General features: G+C 52.2%; 13 protein-coding genes. 4 read left to right on the plus strand and 9 right to left on the minus strand.

What is annotated here, in order from left to right; translation table 11 throughout:
- Window positions 1-34 precede the first annotated feature (34 nt).
- From narI to BLR64_RS10310, 4 genes are read right to left on the minus strand one after another with little or no spacing between them, the layout of a single operon-like run.
- The gene (narI, locus tag BLR64_RS10295) at window positions 35-721 is read right to left on the minus strand and encodes a respiratory nitrate reductase subunit gamma (RefSeq protein ID WP_090714031.1); all 687 of its coding nucleotides are present in this window, start codon (window positions 719-721) and stop codon (window positions 35-37) included.
- Window positions 718-1,284 (minus strand): nitrate reductase molybdenum cofactor assembly chaperone, encoded by a 567-nt coding sequence (narJ, locus tag BLR64_RS10300; protein WP_090714032.1) that lies wholly within the window; start codon window positions 1,282-1,284, stop codon window positions 718-720. Before narJ ends, narI begins: the two co-directional genes overlap by 4 nt.
- Entirely contained in the window at window positions 1,277-2,848 is a 1,572-nt protein-coding gene (gene narH, locus BLR64_RS10305) for a nitrate reductase subunit beta (RefSeq protein WP_090714033.1), read from the minus strand. Before narH ends, narJ begins: the two co-directional genes overlap by 8 nt.
- Window positions 2,838-6,512: a nitrate reductase subunit alpha gene (locus BLR64_RS10310; protein WP_090714034.1), complete on the minus strand. Its 3,675-nt coding sequence runs from the start codon at window positions 6,510-6,512 to the stop codon at window positions 2,838-2,840. The genes narH and BLR64_RS10310 overlap by 11 nt, the downstream gene beginning before the upstream one ends.
- Before the next feature lie 320 nt (window positions 6,513-6,832).
- Between BLR64_RS10310 and BLR64_RS10315 the strand changes: the two genes are divergently transcribed.
- The gene (locus BLR64_RS10315) at window positions 6,833-7,252 is read left to right on the plus strand and encodes a hypothetical protein (RefSeq protein WP_090714144.1); all 420 of its coding nucleotides are present in this window, start codon (window positions 6,833-6,835) and stop codon (window positions 7,250-7,252) included.
- Here BLR64_RS10315 and BLR64_RS10320 read toward each other — a convergent pair.
- Window positions 7,200-7,694 carry an RrF2 family transcriptional regulator gene (locus BLR64_RS10320; protein ID WP_090714035.1) on the minus strand — a complete coding sequence of 165 codons (495 nt, stop codon included), beginning with the start codon at window positions 7,692-7,694 and terminating at the stop codon, window positions 7,200-7,202. The genes BLR64_RS10315 and BLR64_RS10320 overlap by 53 nt on opposite strands.
- Before the next feature lie 153 nt (window positions 7,695-7,847).
- Here BLR64_RS10320 and hmpA point away from each other — a divergent pair, with 153 nt between their 5' ends.
- The gene (hmpA, locus tag BLR64_RS10325; RefSeq protein WP_090714145.1) at window positions 7,848-9,029 is read left to right on the plus strand and encodes an NO-inducible flavohemoprotein; all 1,182 of its coding nucleotides are present in this window, start codon (window positions 7,848-7,850) and stop codon (window positions 9,027-9,029) included.
- Between the two features lie 97 nt (window positions 9,030-9,126).
- Complete coding sequence (locus BLR64_RS10330; RefSeq protein WP_090714036.1) at window positions 9,127-9,663, plus strand: flavin reductase family protein; 537 nt, start codon at window positions 9,127-9,129, stop codon at window positions 9,661-9,663.
- Window positions 9,664-9,772: 109 nt separating this feature from the next.
- On the opposite strand, the gene BLR64_RS10335 is transcribed toward BLR64_RS10330, so the two are convergent.
- The 3 genes from BLR64_RS10335 to BLR64_RS10345 all read right to left on the minus strand — a co-directional run bounded on the left by BLR64_RS10335 (window position 9,773) and on the right by BLR64_RS10345 (window position 13,713).
- On the minus strand, window positions 9,773-11,395 hold the full coding sequence (locus tag BLR64_RS10335; protein WP_090714037.1) for a glycoside hydrolase family 5 protein: 1,623 nt from the start codon (window positions 11,393-11,395) through the stop codon (window positions 9,773-9,775).
- A gap of 58 nt (window positions 11,396-11,453) precedes the next feature.
- Window positions 11,454-12,110, minus strand: a complete 657-nt coding sequence (locus BLR64_RS10340; RefSeq protein ID WP_090714038.1) for a hypothetical protein — start codon at window positions 12,108-12,110, stop codon at window positions 11,454-11,456.
- A 121-nt stretch (window positions 12,111-12,231) separates the two neighbouring features.
- On the minus strand, window positions 12,232-13,713 hold the full coding sequence (locus BLR64_RS10345; RefSeq protein WP_244157663.1) for a DUF5605 domain-containing protein: 1,482 nt from the start codon (window positions 13,711-13,713) through the stop codon (window positions 12,232-12,234).
- Between the two features lie 260 nt (window positions 13,714-13,973).
- Between BLR64_RS10345 and BLR64_RS10350 the strand changes: the two genes are divergently transcribed.
- Window positions 13,974-14,993, plus strand: a complete 1,020-nt coding sequence (locus tag BLR64_RS10350) for a LacI family DNA-binding transcriptional regulator (protein ID WP_090714040.1) — start codon at window positions 13,974-13,976, stop codon at window positions 14,991-14,993.
- A gap of 58 nt (window positions 14,994-15,051) precedes the next feature.
- On the opposite strand, the gene BLR64_RS10355 is transcribed toward BLR64_RS10350, so the two are convergent.
- Window positions 15,052-16,809, minus strand: a complete 1,758-nt coding sequence (locus BLR64_RS10355) for a methyl-accepting chemotaxis protein (RefSeq protein ID WP_090714041.1) — start codon at window positions 16,807-16,809, stop codon at window positions 15,052-15,054.
- Between the last annotated feature and the right edge of the window lie 142 nt (window positions 16,810-16,951).

A 16,951-nucleotide genomic window follows, 5' to 3' on the forward strand; every position in this document is an offset into this window, starting at 1 on the left:
ATTGAACAGGGAAAGAACCAGCGGCTTCTTTCCATTAATTCGTTTTATTTCTTCTGTATAGAATATAACTTCTGCCTATATAATTCAACGGAACACTCCAGACATGGACAAGGCGCGTAAACGGCCAGAAGGCAAAGATAGCAAAGCCCGACAGGATATGCAGCTTGAACGAAAACGGCACATCCGCCATCAGCGCAGGGTCGGGACGGAACATGAACAGTCCGCGGAACCAGACGGAAATCGTATCCCGGTAGTCAAACTCAGGCTGTACAGCATTCGTCACAATAGTGGAGTACATCCCCATAAACACTATAAATAGAAGCAACGAGTTGACAATCAGGTCAGATGCGCTGCTGAGCCTGCGGACATTCTTGATCGTAAAGCGCCGAGAAGTGAGAATCAGCATACCGGCCAGTGTAGCAAAACCGAAGATTCCGCCGATATACACCGCCCCGATATGGTACATGTGATCGCTCACACCAACGGCCTCCAGCCACGATTTGGGAACGGCAAGACCGCCGATATGGCCGAGAATAACCGGCATAATCCCGAGGTGGAACAGGATGCTGCCGAATTTCAGCTGCTTTTTCTCAATAAATTCACTGGATTTGGCTGTCCAGTTAAACTGATCCTTGCGGTACCGGAAAATATGCCCGAATATAAAGACCACCAGACACATATAGGGGAAAATGACCCATAAAAACTGACCGTACATATTCATTGACTCAGGGCCTCCTGTTCAGCACAAGCTTTAAATGTTTCGCGCAGCCCCTTGATAAGATGAAAATAGGGACTGTTATTTTTCTCAAGCGCCTTGAGGAGATGGTAAGTGCCGTCCTCCAGAATCGCTATCAGCATCCTGAAGTTTTCCGGCGCATCCGGATTATCCAGCCACTCTGCTGCGTAGAGAAACTCACACATCAGCGGCAGGAAATCGGGCAGCTCCCCTTCCGGCATTTCCAGCCCGAACATTTCATAGAGGAGCTTCAGCTTAGCGAGCATTTGTCCGCGTTCCTTGGCATCCTCAAACTTGAAATAAGTCATATATAAGGCGCAATCCTTCTGAAAATCAAAGGTCGCCGCATAGCTCTCCTGAATCTCTTCCAGACTAAAGCTCTGCATCAGTGTCCAGTATGTGTGCACATGGTTGTAGCCGGGATGATCCGGGCTGAACGCCTCCTCCAGAAAAGCCGGATGAAAATCCAGCTTCTCGGGATACATGAGCTGCAGGGCGAAATATCCGAAGGAGTCTTTATAACTGTACAATTTGGTCAGATCAATCACGCCAAATCCCCCCGTAGAAATTCTCCTCGTACATGTCTTTACCGGTCTTCAGGCTTTCGGTGATCGAGCTGGCGGCACCACAGCCGTCACAGCCGGAGCCGGTACCCATATCGCCCATTCCATTGCCGTAGCCGGCTGAGCCTTGAGCGCGGTAAGGATTCATGTGCTGCTCTTTGTGTGAGGTCGGGATGACGAACCGGTCCTCGTATTTGGCGATCGCCAGCAGCCGGTACATCTGTTCCATCTGCTGGGCAGTCATTCCGACACGGTCCAGACGGCTCTGATCAAATTCCTGGCCGGAGGATTGGGCGCGCATGTAAGAGCGCATCATCGCCATCCGCTGCAGGGCTTCTTTGACGGTCTGTGTATCACCGGCGGTCAGCATATTGGCCAGGTATTGGATCGGTGTGCGCATTTCTTCAATCGCCGGGAAAATCATATCCGGATTCTTCAGCGAATCCTTGCCTTCAAAGTAGTTCATGATTGGGCTAAGCGGCGGTACATACCAGACCATCGGCAGCGTCCGGTATTCCGGATGCAGCGGGAAAGCCAGCTTGTGCTCGATCGCCAGCTTGTATACCGGTGAGTTCTGGGCGGCTTCCAGCCAGTCCTCGGAAATGCCGTCTTTTCTGGCCTGAGCAATGACCTCCGGATCATGCGGATTCATAAACAAATCGCATTGCGCCTTGTACAGATCCTGCACATCAGGTGTGGAAGCTGCTTCAAGCACCTTGTCGGCGTCGTACAGCAGAACACCCAGATAGCGGATACGGCCGGTACAGGTCTCCGAGCAGACTGTCGGCAGGCCTGCTTCCACGCGCGGGAAGCAGAAGGTGCATTTCTCCGCCTTGTTGGTCTGCCAGTTGAAGTAGACCTTCTTGTACGGACAGCCGGTCATGCAGTATCTCCAGCCGCGGCAGGCTTCCTGGTCAACCAGGACGATCCCGTCCTCTTCCCGTTTGTACATCGCTCCTGAAGGACAGGAGGCGACGCAGCTCGGGTTCAGACAGTGTTCGCAGAGGCGGGGCAGATAGACCATAAACGATTTCTCGAAGTTGAATTTAATCTCTTCCTCGATTTTCTGGATGTTCGGGTCGAGCGGACCGGTGACATGCGCACCGGCCAGATCGTCTTCCCAGTTCGGGCCCCATTCCAGGTCCATCTTTTCACCGGTAACGGCCGAATGGGCCCGTGCTACCGGTGAATGCTTCTGTTCCCCTGCATTGGTCAGATGCTCGTAATTGTATGTCCACGGTTCGTAGTAATCCTTCATTTCCGGCATATCCGGGTTATAAAAGATTTTACCGAGCGCGATCTTGGACAGCTTGTTGCCGGACTTCAGCTCAAGCTTGCCTTTGCGCAGCTGCCAGCCGCCCTTGTAGAGCTCCTGGTCTTCCCAGCGTTTCGGATATCCGATCCCCGGCTTCGTTTCCACATTGTTGAACCACATGTATTCCGCACCCTTGCGGTTCGTCCAGGTTGTTTTGCAGGTAACGCTGCAGGTATGACAGCCGATGCATTTATCCAGATTCATTACCATTGCAACTTGCGCTTTAATTTTCAAGCCAGTTAACCTCCTTCATTTTGCGTACGGCTACGTAGACATCGCGCTGGTTGCCGATCGGGCCATAGTAGTTGAAACCGTAGCTGAGCTGTGCGTATCCGCCGACCATCTGGGTAGGCTTCAGGTGAATCCGTGTTGGCGCATTATGGCTTCCGCCGCGGGTATCGTTAATCTCCGACCCCGGAACCTGAATATGTTTGTCCTGGGCATGGTACATGAACATGGTGCCTCTCGGCATCCGGTGGCTGACTACCGCCCGAGCAGTAACAACACCGTTACGGTTGTATACTTCCAGCCAGTCATTATCCGCAATGTTATGGGCTGCAGCATCCTCATTGTTAATCCATACGGTCGGGCCTCCGCGGAACAGGGTCAGCATATGCTGGTTATCCTGATAGGTGGAGTGAATGTTCCATTTGCCGTGCGGTGTCAAATATCTCAGCACCAGCGAATCCTGGCCGCCCTTGACTGCCTTGTCGCGCGGTCCGAAGACCATCGGCGGCAGTGTCGGCTTAAATACCGGCAGGGATTCCCCGTACTGCAGGAAAATTTCATGGTCAATATAGAAATGCTGTCTTCCGGTCAGCGTTCGGAACGGCACGAGACGTTCGATATTCGTAGTAAACGGAGAATACCGGCGTCCCTGCTTGTTCGAGCCGCTGAATACCGGCGTCGGAATGACCTCACGCGGCTGTGCAGTGATGCTCTGGAAGGTAATCTTCTCTGCTGCACGGTCTGCTGAAATATCCTTCAGCGGAACTCCGTGATCCTTCTCGGCCGATTCATAGGCCTTCTGGGATACACGGCCGTTGGTTGCCGAGGACAGATGCAGAATCGTATCCGCCGCCTGGCGGGCTGTTTGCAGCTTCGGCAGGCCGTTTTTGATCGACTCGTCAAAGTACACGCCGCTAAGCTTCTTCAATTCCTCATATTCCTCGGCAACCGAGAAGCTGACGCCGTGTGCGCCGGCTTTGCCGACTGCCAGATTTGGTCCAAGGGAAATGTATTTATCATGAATTTTGGTATAATCCCGTTCCACAATGCTCAGGTTCGGCATTGTTTTACCCGGAATGGCCTCCACTTCACCTTTGGCCCAGTCTTTGACCAGACCCATCGGCTGGGAGATTTCGCTGATCGAGTCATGACCAAGCGGTGAAGCAACGATGTCCTTGTATACGCCCGGCAGATGAGTTTTCGCCATCTCGGAGAAGACCTCCGACAGCTGTCGGTAAATATCCCAGTCCGAACGCGATTCCCACAACGGATTGACCGCCGGGTTGAACGGGTGAACGAACGGATGCATGTCGGTCGATGAAAGATCTGTTTTCTCGTACCAGGTTGCCGCCGGCAGTACAATATCTGCATAGAGCGGAGTTGTGGTCATCCGGAAATCCATCGCAACCATCAGATCCAGCTTACCTTCCACATCCTCGCGCCAGATGATTTCCTCCGGCTTCTGCTCCTCATTCGGCTCGGCAAGCAGGCCGTCGGAAGCGCCGAGCAGATGCTTCATGAAGTATTCCTGGCCTTTAGCCGAGCTTGAGATCAGATTGGAACGCCAGATAAAGAGCGAACGCGGGAAGTTCTCCGGTGCGCCCGGATCTTCCACCGCAAAGCGGGTTTTGCGCGATTTGATCTCCTCCAGCGCATGGCCGATGATCTCGCTGTTGGATTTCTTGCCTTCCCGGGCCGCTTCTTCCGCGAACAGCAGGCTGTTCTTGTTGAACTGCGGGAAGGACGGCAGCCAGCCGAGGCGTGCAGCCAGCACGTTGTAATCGGCCGGATGCTGGTAAGCGAGCTCGCCGCCGGTCGGAGATTTAAGCGAATCAGTGCCGCTCTCTTCATACCGCCACTGCTCGGTGGCGAAATAGAAGAACGAGGTCGCATTCTGCTGCCGCGCCGGACCCTGCCAGTCCTTGGCGAATGCCACGGTGGACCAGCCTTCGATCGGACGGCATTTCTCCTGGCCGACATAATGCGCCCAGCCGCCGCCGTTAACGCCTTGCGATGCAGTCAAGACCACCAGGTTCAGAATCGAACGATAGATGGTATCACTGTTGAACCAGTGATTAATCCCGGCGCCCATGATGATCATGGAACGGCCGCCCGTATCAATGGCATTTTGGGCGAATTCGCGGGCGATCTGCACCACGACGCTGGCTTTCACCGTCGTAATCTTTTCCTGCCATGCCGGAGTGTAATGGGAAGACTCGTCATAATAGTCTTTGGCGTTAAGCGGGCTGGCGGTACGGGCAATCCCGTACTGGCTAAGCATCAGATCGTAGACAGTAGCTACATAGCGCTCCGTTCCGTCAGCCAGCCGCATTTTGCGGGCCGGAATCATCCGCCGGAATGTGCCGTTGCCGGAGTTGTCAAAGAACGGGAATACGATTTCCGTCCACTCTTCGCCATGGCCTTCAATACTAAGTGCCGGTTCAACCTTGCTGCCGTCTTCATTCTCAAGAATCAGGTTCCACTTCTTGCCTTCCTCCCAGCGCTGGCCCATCGTGCCGTTAGGGACAATCACCTTACCGGCTGCCTCATCATAGATAACTGGCTTCCAGTCGGAATGCGGCGTGCTGTCCCCGAGGTCGCTTGCCCGCAGGAAGCGTCCGCCTTTCCAGGCGTCCTCATGCGGATCGAGCAGAATCAGGAACGGCATATCTGTATATTGCTTGGCATAGTTCAGGAACATCGGCTCCTGCCGCTCCTGGTAGAATTCATTCAGAATGACATGGGTCATGGCCTGGGCCACTGCCGCATCTGTTCCCGGATTCGGAGCCAGCCAGTTGTCGGCGAATTTCACATTCTCCGCAAGGTCAGGTGCAACAGAAACCACCTTGGTTCCTTTATAACGGACCTCAGTCATAAAGTGCGCATCCGGTGTCCGTGTCAGCGGGACATTCGAGCCCCACATGATCAGATAGCCGGAATTGTACCAGTCCGAGGACTCCGGCACATCCGTCTGCTCGCCCCAGATTTGCGGGGAAGCCGGCGGCAGATCGGCATACCAGTCATAGAAGCTCAGCATCTGGCCGCCGAGCAGCGAGATAAAGCGTGCACCGGACGCATAGCTGACCATCGACATGGCCGGAATTGGTGTAAAGCCGGCGATCCGGTCCGGTCCGTATTTGCGGATCGTGTAGATCAGCTGTGCCGAGATCAGATGCAGCGCATCATCCCAGTTAACGCGGATATGGCCGCCTTTGCCGCGCGCTTTTTTATACTGGCTGGCTTTCTCGGGATCTTCCACAATACTTGCCCAGGCATCAACATAATTGCCGTGCTCCTGCAGGGCCGCTTGCCACAGCCGCCACAACTTGCCGCGTACATATGGATATTTCACACGCAGCGGGCTGTACTCATACCACGAAAAGGTCGCACCGCGCGGACAGCCGCGGGGTTCAAACTCCGGCATGTCCGGTCCGCAGGAAGGGTAGTCAATCTGCTGATTTTCCCAGGTGATAATTCCGTTCTTCACGAATACCTTCCAGCTGCAGGAGCCGGTACAGTTAACGCCGTGAGTAGTGCGGACGACTTTATCATGAGACCAGCGCTGGCGGTACATATTTTCCCAATCTCTATTTTTCTCTTCAAGAATGGACCATTTTCCGGAATAGCTCTCAATCGGTTTAAAAAAGTTAAGGCCGAATTTCTTCTTCATCGGTTACGAACACTCCTTTGCAGAATGAAGGACATGGTAGCGCAAATCTATTCAATCATTCAATTAATACCATTATGGATCCGGAGGCCGGCAGTTCCCATTAGGGAAACACCTATTGCGCCGCGGGAAATCCCTTGATCTGCTTAAACGGCAAATACGCCCTCCCCAAAACCGGGAAAAGCGCTGCTATAGCCCTCTTTCTTCACTGCCGGAAGCCCGCATAGGGAGTTCCCTCTTTGTTGTACGGGGAATACCTTACCGGGGATTTCACTACCAGCCAATATGCTATACTGATCAAAAATACGGAGAGGATGAACGACATGGGAGGACCTTCATTACGCCAGCTGCATGCCCATCATGCCATTCATGAGGGCGGTCTGTCCGGTGCAATCGGCAAAACCGAAGAAGTAGAGGAGCTGCTTGAGGCTAAGGAATTCGAGGTGGCCCGCCAGGCGGCCGAGCATCTGCTTGAATACTGGGAGACGCGGATTCTAAGTCACGCCGATGCGGAGGAAGACGGCTTCTATCAGGAAATGGAAGAGAAACAGCCGGACCTGCATAACGCAGTAATCCGGCTGACCCGTGATCATGAAATATTGAGGATTATTGTTAGAGACACCAAAGCCCGGCTGGCCCGGGAAGGGCTCACACCGGAAGTGCTTCACCAGTTTCACGCCCTGCTGGTTGTTAATGCTGTTCATAGCCGGGATGAGGAGCGTCTGCTGTTCGGGGAGGCATAACCTGCTCCGGCTGCACCAGAAGAGCCCGCAAATCATCTTTGTTGATAAGCAAATCCTGCAGCGTATATTCATCCAGTACCTGCAGATAAGCTTTGAGCGCCTTGCCCAGCACGCCTTTCAGCCCGCACACCGGAGAGATCGGACAATGGCCGCCTGAAGGATGGAAGCATTCGACGAGATACAGATCGTCTTCCATCCGCCGGACGACCTCCCCGATGTTAATGTCTCCGGGTGCCAGTGCGAGGCGAATCCCGCCTCCCCTTCCCCTAACCGTTTCGATGTAACCCGCCTTCCCCAGTTCATGGGAAACCTTCATCAGATGATTTTTGGAGATTTGATAAGCATCCGAAATCCCTTGAATCGTTGACAGCTCATCCCGCTCCTTCGCTCCAAGATATAGAAGAATCCGCAAAGAGTAATCTGTATATAAAGTCAGCCTCATAACCAGCCTCCAAACCGCATGCATAGTAAGTGATATTTATTACAAATAATATTAATAAAATTGTCTATTTTGTTAAAGTGGTATTCTAAATATATCTTTTAATTAAAATTAGGTATATATTAATTTTGGATTAATTGAGAGGGGATGAACATTATTTTATCACAACACACACGTGACATTGTTAAGTCGACAGCGCCAGTATTGGCAGAGCACGGGACAACCATAACAACCGTTTTTTACCGGAATTTGTTCGAAGCCCACCCGGAACTATTGAATGTATTTAACCATGCCAACCAGGCACAAGGCCGTCAGCAGGCCGCACTCGCGAACGCAGTGTATGCCGCAGCCGTACACATCGATAACCTGGAGAACATTCTGCCGGCGGTAGTCCAGATTGCCCACAAGCATGTAAGTCTTGGCATTAAGCCTGAGCATTATCCGATTGTCGGTGAATTTTTGCTGAAAGCGATCAAGGAAGTGCTTGGCGATGCCGCTACACCTGAAATTCTGCAGGCTTGGGAAGAAGCTTACGGTGTTATCGCTGATGCTTTCATCGGTGTTGAGGACAGCATGTATAAAGAAGCCCGTGAGCAGGAAAACGGCTGGAACTTCTTCAAACCCTTCACCGTTGCCCGTAAAGTACAGGAGAGCGGGAATATTACCTCCTTCTATCTGAAGCCTGCGGATGGCTCGAACGTTCCGGACTACAAGCCGGGCCAGTATATTTCTGTACGCGTGTTAATTCCAGGCGAGAAATACACCATGATCCGTCAGTACAGTCTGTCCCAGGCGCCAAAAGCGGACGAATTCCGCATCTCCGTAAAACGCGAGGAAGCGAACGATCCGAATGGGGTTGTGTCCGTATACCTGCACAATCAGGTCAACGAAGGCGACACTGTTGAGGTTAGCGCCCCTGCAGGTGAATTCATGCTTGATGTCTCCAAAACCACACCTGTAGCGTTCATCTCCGGCGGCGTAGGCATTACCCCGATGATGAGCATGCTGGAAACTGTAGCCAATGTCACACCTGACCGCCCGGTAGTCTTCCTGCATTCCGCGCGCAATGAAGCACTTGCCGCTTTCCGCCAGGATGTTGAGAAATACGCAGCGGCCATGAGCAACGCCAAGACCAAGACCTTCCTGTCCGGCGGACCTGACGGTGTGATTACAGGCGAAATCCTGAAAAGCTATGTGGATGTGACTGGTGACGCCTATGTGTGCGGACCCGTTCCTTTCATGGAAGCCATGATCCGGGAGCTGATTGCGCTCGGGATGAAGGAAGAGCAGATTCACTACGAGTTCTTTGGTCCGGCTCTGCAACTGGAGAACAGCTAGGCCTGTGCGTCTGGTCACCCTTGCTCCTTTCCGGCTTGCGCTATCCTTTGGTATAGAAGCCGCTTGAGCGGTATATATATTCAGGAGGATTGCACAAATGGAAAAAGTAGCTGTTGATTATGAGAAAATGTACTACGGGTTCCCGGTTATCCTGGTCAGCTTTTATGATGCGGACGGCAAGCCGAATGTGACGCCTATCTCCTCTTCCTATTCACTGAAGGACATGATGATGCTGGGCTTCAGCAGCAAAGGCTTTGCTGTCAGCCAGATCAAAGCGGTGCGGGATTTCGTCATTAATATTCCCGGCCGCTCGCTGATGGACGAGGTCACCTATTGCGGAGCACATTCTGGACAAGAGCTTAGCAAATTTGACCATGTAGCTTTGACGCATGAGCAGGCGCACACCGTCAATGCACCCGTTATCCGGGAATGTCCGGTTGCCATCGAATGCACTTTAATTGATGTCATTGAGCATGACCAGTTCAAGGGAATTACCAACATTCTGGCCAAGATCAAGGGCCGTTATGTTGCCGGAAATGTGCTGAATGAGGAAGGCGGCCTGCAGGCCTCGGAGCTCGACAATATTCTCTATTTCGGAGACGGCCGGCAAAAGAGCTTCCGTTTTATGCAATAGGCTGCCCATCAGGCTGCACATACAGCGGCGGCACCATCCCAAATGTATTGTTCCAGCGCACAGCAGCGCTTCCCCGGTTGCCGGAGAAGCGCTGTTTGTTTGTTATTTTTCAATTAAAAATAATCCGTTCCAGCCTCACTGTCCCTGACTTAACAGCAACTTTTAAGCGGGAACTGCCGGCAGCCGCCAAGCCTACCGCAGAAGTAGTCTGCATATGCCCCCCTGATTGAAGCGTTAATGAAGCTATTTCCCGATCATCCTGAAAAAGAGCCACAACCGCCGGCCCATTACAACTATAGGTGAATGAGATACTGCTGTCCTCCCGTGTATCGTTGATCGTATAAGCAGCGAACTCCCCTGTCTCCAGCTCGAGCAGAAACCGGTCCCACAAAATATCGAAGAAGAAACGCTTAGTCAAGTCGCCCCGTTGTATCCCCTCTACTATATGCATGCCGGTTCCTGACCGGTATTTGAACGGGTTACCTTGATGGCGCAGCCCGCTGAAGGACTGCCCTTTGCCCGGCAGCTGATCAAAATCCGTTGCACGGACGGTACAGCCCGGTGTCCTGAATACTGCGTCCGTTACTTCAGCGTTATACCGGCAGTTTTCAACCCGGATATTCTCAAGATACTGCTCCAGAATTGCAACTGCCTGCTCATAACCGGGATGAACGCCCCCTCTGGTGTAATCCATAAGCAGATTCCAGTCTTCCGGCAGATTAACGGAATACGGAGAGTTGGTGTTGTCCATCTTTTTCCACGGCCACAGATTGTAGCCTATATTCAGTTCCGCAGCCAGCGGATAAATGGCGGTATACCATTCATTCAGATTCTCACCGCTCTCCCCCAGCCACAGCGGCGCATTCAATCTCTCGGACACTTCAAGGAATTCCGTGAAGGAGCTGAGATCCGGGTAGCAGGCGTACCTGTGGAAATGAATGATCATGTTGTCATCATATTTTTTGTGAAAAATGCTGGTGTCCGTCGCCCAGTGATGCCCTTCAATAGACAGCATATGCTTATCATCGACTCCCCGGATGGCCGCAACCGCTTCTTCATAAAACCGGACAAGCTGCGGAACCAGATGGTCAAAATCCTGTCCGGCCGAAGGAGTCTTGATCGGTTCGTTCAGCAGGTCATAGCCGCCGACAATCCAGCGGTCCTTATACCGTTCAGCGAGCTGTCTCCACAGCGCAATCCCCTTATTCCAGTTGTCCTCATCCGTGAAGAGCCGCGGCACATCATCAACAGAATCGTCGATATTTGCACCCGTCTGGCCACCGGGAGCACCGTGCAGATCCAGAAAGGCATACAGCTTGAACTCCTCACACCAGTCCAGGCAGCGGTCAATGAGCCGAAACCCGTCCTCCTTCCAGACAATTCCCGGCTCATCCTCCATCAGAATACGCCAGTTGAACGGAATCCGCACGGAATTGTATCCCTGCGCAGCCATCAGCCGGATGTCTTCCCTTGTGATGTAGCTGCTGCGGAATGTCCTCCAGAACCGCTCCGCGAACTTTGATCCTGCAAGTTCACGGATCACAGCCTCAATCCTTGACGGCCGGTCAAACCGGCTGTTTCCGTCCGTAGTCCACATATACCCTTCCGGAAGCAGCCAATTGCCAAGTCCCCAGCCGCTTAGCAATACCTCTTCACCCTTGCCGTTTACAACCGTCCTGCCCTCAGCCCTAAGAAATCCGCTAACCCTAGATCTGCTCATTTTCTCATTCATCTGTAAGGTCGTCCTCCTGCAGCAATATATGAAGCGGTTACAACATTCGCATCCGGAGCTAATTTTCTATGTAATATGCGAATACGGTCTCAACCGGCTTGAAGTACAAATATCCGTCGTCCTCCCAGGGCTGGAAATGCAGATCCATCCGCGAATCCTCCCACGGCACCGGGGTTCCTTTGGTGCTCAGCCGTCCCGGAACTACAGGCTCTTCCACAACAGACGGAAATTCCTGATAGCCGAACAGCAGATTCTCATGCATGGCGATAATATCGTATTTATTGCCGTGGAACGCCCGTTCCTCCTGAAGCTGGTAGTGATAATAAATATAGCTGGCCACCTTCTCGCGCTTCAGGTGAGCAACTCTGCCCCCGCGCCGCTCTACTGCCGCTTTGCGCAGCCAGTGCTCATAGCCGGCCGGTTCATTGAAATGAAATACATCTATCATCTCGATCCACTTCCGCGGAGCCGCTTCGCCTTCCCAGTCTATCAGATATTGCCCGGCGGCACCGGCCACATTCACCGGTTCAACCTGTTCGCTGATGCACTCGTAATAAAGAAAGACATTATTTTGCCAGGAAAAAGCCGCTGCCGTCATTAGCACTCCGTCCTGTACGAGCTGTTTAGCCCGGATGTCTTCCTGCAATGCCTGCAGTCCGGCTGCTGCCTGTCCCTCTTTCCAGATTCCCCGGTAAATCTTGCGTGAAATCGTCAATTAAACTCACCTCTGTTATGAATGTAACTTGTTCTATTCCTGAAGGTTCCCAAACATTACTATAACATAGCTCGTTGTCAGCAGGTGGAATCAGAATATGCAGCGCCAGCCTCTTTATTCTTTAATCAGCCCTGATCAATCTGACTGCCATATAGGACCTGCCGGGAAGGTTGATCCGGAATGCACCCTCAAATGTGCCGGGCTGCTTTTCGACTGACATATTCCAGGTGTCAATCACTTCAGCCGTATAACGCACACCGGGCTCAAGCTCGAAATTCCGGAACCGCGGACGGTTAAAACCGAAATAGTACAAATAATACTGGCCTTCTACACCGGCACAGGGCACATCCCAGGCGGAAGGAAGCGGATCAAGCCTGCTGCCCGGACTTTCTTCCACAATCTTCCGGAGAAAGCCGATCCGTTCAGGACTGGTCCCGTTCAGTCTGCCGCCTTTGGACCACCACAATATCTCCTCAGGATCCAGATATGTCTCCCCGTGTCCCACGTATCCGCCGCGGACAGCCCCTTCCCAGAAACGCCGGGTCAGCTCTTCCCCGCTAATATTGCCCCAGCCCTGATCCACATCCCCTTCATATGCACATTCATCAATTACAACCGGCTTATTCCACCGGTTACGCCATTCTGTTGTCGATTCGGAGGTCTTATAGACATCCACCCGCTGAATACTGCAATGAGTAACCCAGGGTTTGCTGTAATCATAAAAGGCTCCGCAGTTATGGTTGGAGATCAGGTGACCGGACGGATCGCCGGCCGTAATGATTGCCGCGTAGCGTTCCCAGTCTTCCGGCTGCTTGCTCCGCATCAGATCGTATTCGTTAGCAAGGGACCACCAGACATTGTGAAAGGCCGACAAGCGCGAGATAACATAACGGAGATACAAGTCATCGGCTTCCGGCGGCATTTCAGCATAACCCCAGCGGTCATAAGGATGGAACAGGATCAGATCCGCCTCAATGCCCAGCCTGCCGAGATCGGCAATACGCTCTTCAAGATGGCGGAAGAACAGCGGATTCAGGCTGAAATAATCCCAGCCTTCTTCTAATGAGCCTGCGAACGGATACACCTCAGGTTCATTACTGTTGTACAAGTACGATTTCGGAAAGACACACATGCGTATTTTATTGAAAGGGGAGGATTTCAGCGTCTCCAGCGTCTGTTCTTCCAGCTCTCTCCCCTGGTGAGTCCAGGCATAGCAGGTTGTTCCTACAGGGACATAAGGCGCGCCGTCCGCATAGCTGAAATGAAAGGTGTCCTTTACCGATACCGGCCCGCGGTTACCCGGAACAGGTTCAACACACAGAAAGCTGCCTGTTATTCCATCCATTTCCTTCACGCTGCTGAACGTTCTGAAGCTCCATTGCCCTTGCATATCCGGCATAAAACGGATGTAATAATTCCCCCCGCCGTCATAGAAGCCAGCCATGCTCACCGTTCGGTCAGCAGACATAAACTCTGCACCCAGCGAAATTTCTGTAAACGGATTTCCGGATGACGGCCCCTGAAGACTAATCTCAAACAATCCCCATTGTCCGGTCTCTCCGTACACCTTAATATTTGCGTTTGCGTTGTCGTTGAATGTCATAATGCCATTCCTCCCTAGAGAATCTTCAACCCGCATAATTTCATTGTAATGATTTTTGTTTAGATTAGTTTATATAAACTTTCCCGAACACATCCTGTATAAGCGCTTACAAGAGGATATTAGCACTCATTTTTTTGTAGGTCAACGAAAATATGATTCTCTTCGCAACTAAACTAATATTTCACTTTAGTTTAGTTTTAGTGATTTTTTTCTACCTCCATGCTATACTTTAGCCAATCCTTTTTGTTGGAGTGATCCCTATGAAAATTGACGATATCGCCAGACTTGCCGGTGTATCCAAATCAGCCGTATCTCTTGCCTTTAACAATAAGCCGGGAATCAGCGAAGCAACCCGCCGTCATATTCTCGATATCTCCCGCAGCCATGGATATATTCCAAGAACGATGAGCGGAAATAAAGCCCCGCAGCCAAAAAACAATAACGTGCTGCGGTTTGTTGCCTGCAAAAACACCGGCATCGTAACGGAACACTACGAGTCCCAGCCCTTCTTCAACGAACTGATTCATCATGTTACGGATGCCGCGATACAAGCAGGGTATAGCCTTGTCATCTCAGCCCTGGAAATGCAGCAGCTGCAGCCGGAAATTGAAAAAATGGAAAAAGAGCAGCCCTCTGCCGGACTGTTGCTGCTTGGAACCAATCTGCCTGCCGGCTTCATTGAGAGCCTCAAATCCATCCATCCCTGCACGGTAATTTTGGATACCAGCTTCAGGCAGGTTAATGCCAGCTTCGTCTCGATTAACAATTATATGGGCGGCTATCAGGCCGCCAGGCATCTGCTTGCCTCCGGTCACCGCAGTATTGGGTATGTAGAATCAATAATCCGGGTAGTGAATTTCGAGCAGCGTAAGGAAGGATTTCTCGCCGGCCTGCAGGAGGGGGGGCTTTCTCCTGGAAACATGCCAACAGTGGCAGTTGATCCAACGCTGGTTGTCTCCCAGGAGCCGTTCATGGAGGCGGTAACCGCTATGCCCGCATTGCCGGCTGCACTGTTTTGCGAGAATGACTATATTGCGATCAGTGTCATTAAGTCGCTTCAGGAATTGCAGATCCGGGTTCCGGAGCAGGTGGCGGTTATCGGGTTTGATGATATCACTGAGGCGAGAATCATTAGTCCTGAGCTGACAACAATTCATGTTAGAAAAGACATACTTGCCAAATCAGCGATTGATCTGCTGCTGAAGAAAATAAGCGGTGACGGGCTAGATCATGTTCAGATACAGGTCAACACTGAGCTGGTCGTCCGTAAATCCTGTTGAACTGCTATACAAAAACGGCTGCATGATCCTGTAGATAGGACAAATGCAGCCGATTATGTTAAACCCTTACCTGCAGGATCGCCTGACGCATATCGCCGGTACTCACACTGATGACTCTTGAGGCTTCGTATACCTCCCTGATCTTCTCCAGCTGAAGATCGGTAAGCTCGCGGATCTGGCGGGTCTGCTCGGTAACGCCGCCGGCAATCATAGCCATGCTGCCAACAGTGGCGGCTACCTCCTCTGAACCAGCAGACAACTCCTCTGCTGTCGCAGATACATCAACGATCTGTTCCGCCACTTCCCGGAATGCGGCAGCTGCAAGCACCAGGGCTTCCTCTGCCCCTTTGGACATTCGAACCCCTTCTCCTACCTCTCTTGAAGCCTCCGTCATCTGCGTGCTTATGCCAGAAGACACTGTTCCGATATGTATCAGCAAATCTGCAACGCGCTCCACTGCCGAGGCAGAGCCTTCCGCCAGCTTGCGCACCTCGCCGGCAACGACGGTGAATCCCCGTCCGTGTTCTCCCGCCCGGGCTGCTTCTATCGAAGCATTGAGAGCCAGAAGCTTCGTCTGGTCGGCGAACTGCCTGATTGCCGCCAGAGCGCCTTCAATTTCTGCAGTATAGCCCTGAAGAAGGACAGCCATATTCATCGTCTCATCTGTTGATTCAGCAATGGATTCCATTTGCCGGCTCATCCGGGACATAGCGGTCTGGGAGGTATTTACCTTATCCAGCGCCTGGACGGCAGTCTCCGATACAGAAGCAGAGGCTGCCGAAATCCTTGCGATTCCCTGCGCCATCTCATCCATCGCCAGCGCGCTGCTCTGCGCCTCTTCCGTCTGCGTGCTTGCTCCGGAGTAAATATCTCCGATCTTTACGTTCACCGTTTCACTCATCCGCAGCACATCATCCGCATTACGGGCAAAAGTCTCTGAGGTACCGTACAGGTAATCAGATGCTGTTGATACATTCGAGACCATCCCTTTAACCCGGATATTCAATTCGCCTGACATTTTGAGCATAGCCTGATAGGCGGTTCCGATCTCATCCCGGGATTTGACCGGCCGTCCGTGCAGAATCCGGGAAGCCTCCGCCAGATCACCGCCGGCCATCGCCCCCGCACCTGCAGTTATCGTATGCAGCGGACGCAAGGAACGGGTTATAAACCAGGCGATAATGCCAAGCGCAACCAGAGAGACTGCAAGAATAATACTGTAGAGCGGCAGGCTCTGGAGCAGCACATCCCGGGTCAGTGAACTGACCACGGTAACATCCGTATCGATTCCCAGCGCTCCGATTAGTGCACCCTGTTCATTTTTGACCGGTACAAAGGCTGAAATGTAATCACCGTATTCAGGATTCTTGATCAGCTCAGAGCTGGCATTTTCTCCTGCGAGAACGGACTTGACAGCGGTATCCGGCATATCCGTCTGCTCATTGATCGGGGATGCCAGCGGGTCGCCAGGCGGTCTGCCGTCAATCATCAGCAGCGGCTGACCAGCTTCATCAATTTTCACGAAATAGACATACCGGGCTCCGATGGATGTACGGAACTGGTCCAGTTCATCCCGCAGCGACCAGTAGAGCTCCGACTCCTGCGGGTCTGCCAGAAACTCACTGTAGCGTCCGGCATCAAGCTGCGTTACATAATGGCTGGCGATGTTCATGTTGTAGCTGCTGATGGTTCCTTGAACGGCTGTCCCGGTATTCACCCATTGGATGGCGAGATTACCGGCCGTGATACCCAGGATAACTGCTGTGGTCACACAGAGAATCCGGGCTATCAGACTTTTTCGGATAAAAGCAAACATAGAAGCCTTTCCTTTCGCGCATGTCAGTTGCGTTTGTTATAGTGGGGATTTATTGAGTTGGCAATGACAAAAGTCCCTCTAACGGAAATTTTCGACAACTTTTATGAAAATCCTTTTTTTCCATTCAGAAATTGCCGCATCT

It is taken from the genome of Paenibacillus typhae (assembly GCF_900099765.1).
GTDB classification, from domain to species: domain Bacteria; phylum Bacillota; class Bacilli; order Paenibacillales; family Paenibacillaceae; genus Paenibacillus_AQ; species Paenibacillus_AQ typhae.

Bases quoted from the DNA above. Each gene is read 5' to 3' on its own strand.
- narI (WP_090714031.1), bottom strand. From the start codon at position 721: ATGAATATGTACGGTCAGTTTTTATGGGTCATTTTCCCCTATATGTGT.
- BLR64_RS10310 (WP_090714034.1), bottom strand. From the start codon at position 6,512: ATGAAGAAGAAATTCGGCCTTAACTTTTTTAAACCGATTGAGAGCTAT.
- BLR64_RS10315 (WP_090714144.1), top strand. From the start codon at position 6,833: ATGGGAGGACCTTCATTACGCCAGCTGCATGCCCATCATGCCATTCAT.
- BLR64_RS10320 (WP_090714035.1), bottom strand. From the start codon at position 7,694: ATGAGGCTGACTTTATATACAGATTACTCTTTGCGGATTCTTCTATAT.
- BLR64_RS10330 (WP_090714036.1), top strand. From the start codon at position 9,127: ATGGAAAAAGTAGCTGTTGATTATGAGAAAATGTACTACGGGTTCCCG.
- BLR64_RS10335 (WP_090714037.1), bottom strand. From the start codon at position 11,395: ATGAATGAGAAAATGAGCAGATCTAGGGTTAGCGGATTTCTTAGGGCT.
- BLR64_RS10345 (WP_244157663.1), bottom strand. From the start codon at position 13,713: ATGACATTCAACGACAACGCAAACGCAAATATTAAGGTGTACGGAGAG.
- BLR64_RS10350 (WP_090714040.1), top strand. From the start codon at position 13,974: ATGAAAATTGACGATATCGCCAGACTTGCCGGTGTATCCAAATCAGCC.
- BLR64_RS10355 (WP_090714041.1), bottom strand. From the start codon at position 16,809: ATGTTTGCTTTTATCCGAAAAAGTCTGATAGCCCGGATTCTCTGTGTG.